Source organism: Gemmatimonas sp. (assembly GCF_044345575.1).
Lineage (GTDB): Bacteria > Gemmatimonadota > Gemmatimonadetes > Gemmatimonadales > Gemmatimonadaceae > Gemmatimonas.
Genome location: NZ_JBIJAW010000219.1, coordinates 1 through 5,575, shown reverse-complemented (window position 1 = coordinate 5,575; position 5,575 = coordinate 1). Strand labels below are relative to the sequence as shown.

The 5,575-nt window shown below is 67.7% G+C and carries 6 protein-coding genes; 3 read left to right on the top strand and 3 right to left on the bottom strand.

The features are described from left to right. Both ACIQ6O_RS12025 and deoC read right to left on the bottom strand, forming a co-directional pair. Positions 1–706, bottom strand: a 706-nt coding sequence (locus tag ACIQ6O_RS12025) for an aldehyde dehydrogenase family protein (RefSeq protein WP_396208032.1), incomplete at its 3' end; no start/stop codon positions are given. A gap of 9 nt (positions 707–715) precedes the next feature. After that, positions 716–1,765, bottom strand: a complete 1,050-nt coding sequence (gene deoC, locus ACIQ6O_RS12020) for a deoxyribose-phosphate aldolase (RefSeq protein WP_396208031.1) — start codon at positions 1,763–1,765, stop codon at positions 716–718. Between the two features lie 101 nt (positions 1,766–1,866). Between deoC and ACIQ6O_RS12015 the strand changes: the two genes are divergently transcribed. From ACIQ6O_RS12015 to ACIQ6O_RS12005, 3 genes are all read left to right on the top strand, one after another. Further along, complete coding sequence (locus ACIQ6O_RS12015; protein WP_396208030.1) at positions 1,867–2,556, top strand: Ig-like domain-containing protein; 690 nt, start codon at positions 1,867–1,869, stop codon at positions 2,554–2,556. An 89-nt stretch (positions 2,557–2,645) separates the two neighbouring features. Continuing rightward, positions 2,646–3,581, top strand: coding sequence for an SDR family NAD(P)-dependent oxidoreductase (locus ACIQ6O_RS12010; RefSeq protein WP_396208029.1), 936 nt, complete (start codon positions 2,646–2,648; stop codon positions 3,579–3,581). Next, the gene (locus ACIQ6O_RS12005; protein ID WP_396208028.1) at positions 3,568–5,037 is read left to right on the top strand and encodes an ABC1 kinase family protein; all 1,470 of its coding nucleotides are present in this window, start codon (positions 3,568–3,570) and stop codon (positions 5,035–5,037) included. The genes ACIQ6O_RS12010 and ACIQ6O_RS12005 overlap by 14 nt, the downstream gene beginning before the upstream one ends. A 104-nt stretch (positions 5,038–5,141) precedes the next feature. On the opposite strand, the gene ACIQ6O_RS12000 is transcribed toward ACIQ6O_RS12005, so the two are convergent. Then, on the bottom strand, positions 5,142–5,575 hold a 434-nt coding region (locus tag ACIQ6O_RS12000), incomplete at its 5' end, for a hypothetical protein (RefSeq protein WP_396208027.1).

Sequence of the window (5,575 nt, the reverse complement as noted above, 5' to 3'; positions counted from 1 at the left end):
CGTCCCCCGTGACGAGGTTGAATACGCCGGGCGGCAAGCCGATCTCGTGCACCAGCTCAGCGAAGCGAATGGCCGTGAGCGGCGTGAACTCGGCGGGCTTGAGGACGATCGTGTTTCCGGCCGCGAGTGCGGGCGCCACCTTCCACGCCAGCATGAGGAGCGGGAAGTTCCACGGAATCACCTGCCCCACCACGCCGTAGGCATGATGGTGGGGAAACTCACTCGACAGCAGTTGCGCCCAGCCGGCGTGATGGTAGAAGTGGCGCGCGACGAGCGGGATGTCGATGTCGCGCGTTTCGCGGATCGGCTTACCGTTGTCGAGCGTCTCCAGCACGGCGAAGTGCCGGGCGTGCTTCTGGATGCCGCGCGCGAGCGCATAGATCCAGCGCGCGCGGGCGTGATCGTCGAGCGCCTGCCAGGCCGGCAGCGCGGCGCGGGCTGCGGCCACGGCCGCGTCGACATCGGCCGACGTGCCCTGCGCGACGTGCGCCAGTGGCGTGCCGGTGGCCGGTTCGAGCACCTCGAACGTGCTGCTGCCGGCGACCCATTGTCCGCCGATGTAGTGCCCGAAGGTGCCGTTGTGGCGCGCGATCCAGTCACGGACCGGCGCGTCGCCCTCGGGAGCAGGGCCGTAGCTCATCGCGTCGTACAGGTCACGCACCGTGGGCTTGGCCGACGGGCTGGCGGGAGGCGTGGTGGAAGCCATGTCTGCTCCTCAGACCATCGGTTGGCGATAGGCCGCCGCATACCGGCCCGTCACGAAGTGTTCAAGCTGACGCTCCACGTCGGTAAGCAGGCCACTGGCGCCGAAGCGGAACAGATGGGGGCGGAGCCAACGATCGCCGAGTTCTTCCTTCATGAGCACGAGCCAGTCGAGCGCCTGCTTGGCGGTGCGAATACCACCGGCGGGCTTGAAGCCCACCTCGTGGCCAGTGCGTTCACCGAACTCGCGAATCATGCGCGTCATCACCAGCCCCACCGGCAAGGTGGCGTTGGAGCTTTCCTTGCCCGTGCTGGTCTTGATGAAGTCGGAGCCGGCCATCATGGCCACCATGCTGGCGCGCGCCACGTTGGTGAGCGTGGCGAGTTCGCCCACGCCGAGGATGGTCTTCATGTGGGCCTCGCCGCAGGCGTCGCGGAAGGCCCGCACCTCGTCGTACAGCGCGTCCCAGTTGCCGGTGAGCACATGGGCGCGCGTGATGACGATGTCGATTTCGGTGGCGCCGGCGGCCACGCTCGCGTGAATCTCGGCCAGCCGCTGCTCGAACGGCGACAACCCGGCCGGGAAACCGGTGCTCACGGCCGCGACCGGGATGCCGGTGCCCTCGAGCGCCTCCACGGCGGTCGCGACGTACTGGTGATACACGCACACGGCGCCCGTGGTCAGTTGCAGGTCGGCCACACCAAGGGCGGCCACGATCTCCGGCTTGAGCGGACGCGCCGCCTTGGCGCAGAGCCGCCGCACGTTGCCTGGGGTGTCATCGCCAGCCAGGGTGGTGAGGTCCATGCAGGCGATGGCCCGCAGCAACCAGGCGGCCTGCCACTCCTTCTTCACGGTGCGCCGCCCCGGGAGGGTGGCCGTTCGACGCTCAACGGCGCTGCGGTTCACCCTAATGGCCTTCACGACCGAGAGGTCGAGGGCAGTGCCCGGGTTACGGGCGGGGGGCACGTCGGGGGACAGCCCCGACGGCCAGCGGGGGGCGGCGGCACCGGATTGGTCCGCGGGGCGGGCCGGGCGGGGCGCATGCAGGGGCGTGACAGTCATGGCCCTCGCAATCTAGACAGGGACCGAGGTCGGCGCTCAACTCGCCGATGGATGGAGCCGATACCCATCAATCGGAGAGGAGTACCCTGACCGATCAGCTTATGCGTTCCGCTCGACCAAAAACTCTGCTTGCCGTCCTGTTCGCGGCCATCCCCACGCTCGTGGCGTTCCCGGGATGCACCAAGACCACGGAGGCCCCGGCCGCGTCGCGCCTGACCATCGTGCAGGGACACCTGCAGCAGGCGGCCGCCGGCACCCTGTTGCCGACCCCCATCGTGTTGCGAGTGTACGCCACCGACGGGTCGCCCATGGCCAATATCCCCGTGAGCTTCAATGTGCTCGCCGGGGGCGGGTCGGTAGACCCGGCGACCGCGAAGAGTGATGCCAACGGCGAGGTGAAGGCACGCTGGACGCTGGGCCCCGGGTCACAGGCGCAAAGCCTGGTGGGCAGTGCCCCGAACGTGGAGCCGGTGATGCTGAGCGCGCTGGGCATCCTGCCCGCCGATATCAGCGTCGCGCAGGGGAACAACCAGACAGCCAGAGCCAATACGGCCCTCCCGGTGCAGCTCGTCTTGCGCATCACCGGCAACAACAACGTACCCATCCCGGGGCAGACGGTCGCACTGTCGATCACGTCGGGCGGCGGCAGCGTGTCACCGCAGTCGGCGGTCACCAACAGCCTCGGTGAGGTGACAGTGCGTTGGACATTGGGTCCGCAGGTCGGACTGCAGACGGCCACGGCCACGTCCGGTACGGTCGGTCCGATCACCCTCACGGCGATCGCGAACTGAACCACAAGATTTCGCGAACTGATCAGGTCGATTCGGGGTTGCAGAAGGGAGCGTCACTACGTGGCGCTCCCTTCGTCAATTTCCTACGCATGCCTGCTGATCGTTCCGCCCCGACCTCACAGTTGAATCTTCACGACAAAGTCGTGGTCGTTACCGGTGCCAGTGATGGTATCGGTCGCGCCGCCGTACAGCAGTTCGCCGAGGCGGGCGCGCACGTAGTCATGGTGGGGCGCAACGAGGCGAAGACGCGCGCCGCCGCCAACGCCATCATGTCCGCGAGCGGCCGCCGCGACATCACCTGGGCCATTGCCGATCTGTCCCGACAGGACGCGGTGCGCGAGTTGGCGCTGCGCCTCCGGGAGGCGCACCCGCAGATCCACGTGCTCGCCAACAACGCGGGTGCCATGTTCCTCGAGCGCCAGGAGACGGTAGATGGTCTGGAGCAGACCTTCGCCCTGAATCACCTGAGCTATTTCACCCTCGCGTTGCAGTTGCTGCCGTCGCTCTATGCCGCCGGGGCACCCGGGGCGCCCGCGCGCGTGGTGAATGTGTCGAGCCGCGCCCACGAGAACGCGAAGCTCGACCTTGACGATCTGCAGCTCACCCGCGGGTTCGGCGGCTGGCGCGCCTACGCCAACTCGAAGCTGTGCAACATCTGGTTCACGCGCAGTCTCTCGCGTCGGCTCGACACCACGCGCGTGGTTACGCACGCGATGCACCCGGGTGTGGTGAGCACGCGGTTCGCCACCAACAACGGACGCATGGGCCGCCTGCTGCGCGGCTTCATGGACGTGGTGTCGATCACGCCCGACGCCGGCGCCGACACGTTGGTCTGGTTGTCCGGCGCGGACGATGCGGCGCGGGACAGCGGGTACTACTGGCAGAAGCGCCGGCTGCGCACACCGTCGCGCACGGCGCAGCGCGACGACTGGGCGGACTCCCTGTGGGCGCGCTCGGCCACGCTGGCCGGCCTCGACGCCGACCTCCTCCTGCAGCAGGCCCGGGAGATGCATGGCCAGTCGTGACGTACCGTGGCGGGATGTGCCCCGCCTGTGGCTGATTCTGTGGCGTCTCGTTCCCGTGGTGATCTCGCTGTTGCGCGACCGCAAACGCTGGCTGTGGTTCGGTGCCCCCGCGGTGCGATCCCCACGCTTTCACGAGCGGCGTGCCGCCGTGATCGTGCGGGACCTGGCCGCGCTGGGACCGACGTTCGTGAAGCTGGCGCAGATCTTCGCGAGCCGCGCCGATCTCATACCGGAGCCATACCTGCAGGCGCTCGGGACGCTCACCGACCGCGTGCCGCCCGTACCGTGGTCCGATATCGAGCGGACGCTGACACAGGCGTGGGGGGCGCATCCCGACCAGGTTGTGCAGGGGCTCGAACGCACACCGCTTGCGGCGGGGTCGCTGGGACAGGTGTACCGCGCCCGCTACGAAGGGCGCGATGTGGTGGTGAAGGTGCTCCGTCCAGGCGTGGAGGCGATCATCGACCGCGACGTGCGTCTGTCGCGCTTCATCGTGAACCGGGTGTATGCGCGGTGGCCGCACGTCCACGTGATGGGCTTCCGCGTGGTGCTCGACGAGTTCGACCGTCACGTACGCGGGGAGATGGACTTCGAGCGCGAAGCGATGCACTGCCTGCGCATGCGGGAGCGATTCGCCGATGAACGGCGACTGCGCATCCCCGACGTGGAGACGCCGCTCACGCGTCGCGACGTACTGGTGCTCGAATACATCGAAGGAACACGCATAGACCGCCTGGACACCCAGATCGCCCAGGGGCTCGTGCGCGCCGAGGCGCTCGCCGAGATCCTCATCGAGACCTACGCACGCATGATGCTGCGCGACGGCGTCTTTCACGCCGACCCGCATCCTGGCAACCTGCTGGTGGATGCGCGCGGCCGGATCGTGCTGCTCGACTTCGGCATGGTGATCGATGTGCCTGTGACCACGCGCAAAGCGCTCTTCGAGACCATCATTGCGGCAATCCGTCGCGATGCGGCCGGCACCGCCAACGGCTTCTTCGCGCTTGGGATGGTGGCCCCCGGCACGACGCCCGAAACCATGACCGCGCTCGTCGACACGCTCCTCGACATCGCCTACAGCGAAACCGCGACCATCGAGCGTGCCCGCGTCGTGGCGGACCGCGTGATGCAAGAGCTGTTCAACTGGCCGATCATCCTCCCCGGCGAGCTCGTGTACTTCGCCCGCACCGCCGCGCTCATCGAGGGGGTCGGCGCGCGCTACGACCGTAGCTTCAACAGCATCCGCGTGGCGTCGCCGGTGATTCTCCGCATGCGCAACGAGCTCATCGCGGCGCTACTGGGCGACAACGGCAAGCGCGAGACGCTGGTGACGTGGGCGGCCACGCTCGGCGCAATCGCGGGTACGGCGTATACGGCGGTGAGGCGGTGGTGGCCGTTCGAATCGCGAGGGATGCGCGACCACAATGCCACTTCAGTACCGAGCACTGGAAACTGAGAGCTGAAAGCTCCCCCGAGCATCACGTGAACATCGGAGGAGTTGTCAGCTTTCAGCTATCGGCTTTCAGCGCCCTACCCACGCGTGCGCCCTCAACACTCGACTCAGAAAATCCACTCCCGGAACAAATCAAAACCGAACTGGAGTCTCGGGAACACATCGCCGGCAGGGCGTGTGCAGGGGGCCGAACCGGGATCGACACCCACCTGCCCCCACCAGTTGCGCGCGATGCGGTACTCAGCGGCGACGCCACCCCAAAGGCTCGCGCCACGCTGCGTGGACTGCCCAATGCCGCGGCAGATGCCGGTATTGAGTCGCAGATAGGTGCGCTCGCCGAACTGCTTGCCGGCGCTGATGCTGAGATTGAGGTTGTCGATCAACGAGGTACCGGTGACGGCGGCATCCTGCTGACTGCGTCCCGTGCTCACCTGAATGGTGTTCACCGGCAGCCACCGCTGCAGCGCCCCTTCCACCAGACCGCCAACGCTCGGGAGCAGGATGCCCGTCACTGCGCGCACGGTGCTCTGGCTCTGGCCAT

Excerpts from the sequence above, each read along its gene's own strand:
- deoC (WP_396208031.1), bottom strand. The coding sequence starts at position 1,765 with ATGACTGTCACGCCCCTGCATGCGCCCCGCCCGGCCCGCCCCGCGGAC.
- ACIQ6O_RS12010 (WP_396208029.1), top strand. The coding sequence starts at position 2,646 with ATGCCTGCTGATCGTTCCGCCCCGACCTCACAGTTGAATCTTCACGAC.
- ACIQ6O_RS12005 (WP_396208028.1), top strand. The coding sequence starts at position 3,568 with ATGGCCAGTCGTGACGTACCGTGGCGGGATGTGCCCCGCCTGTGGCTG.
- ACIQ6O_RS12015 (WP_396208030.1), top strand. The coding sequence starts at position 1,867 with ATGCGTTCCGCTCGACCAAAAACTCTGCTTGCCGTCCTGTTCGCGGCC.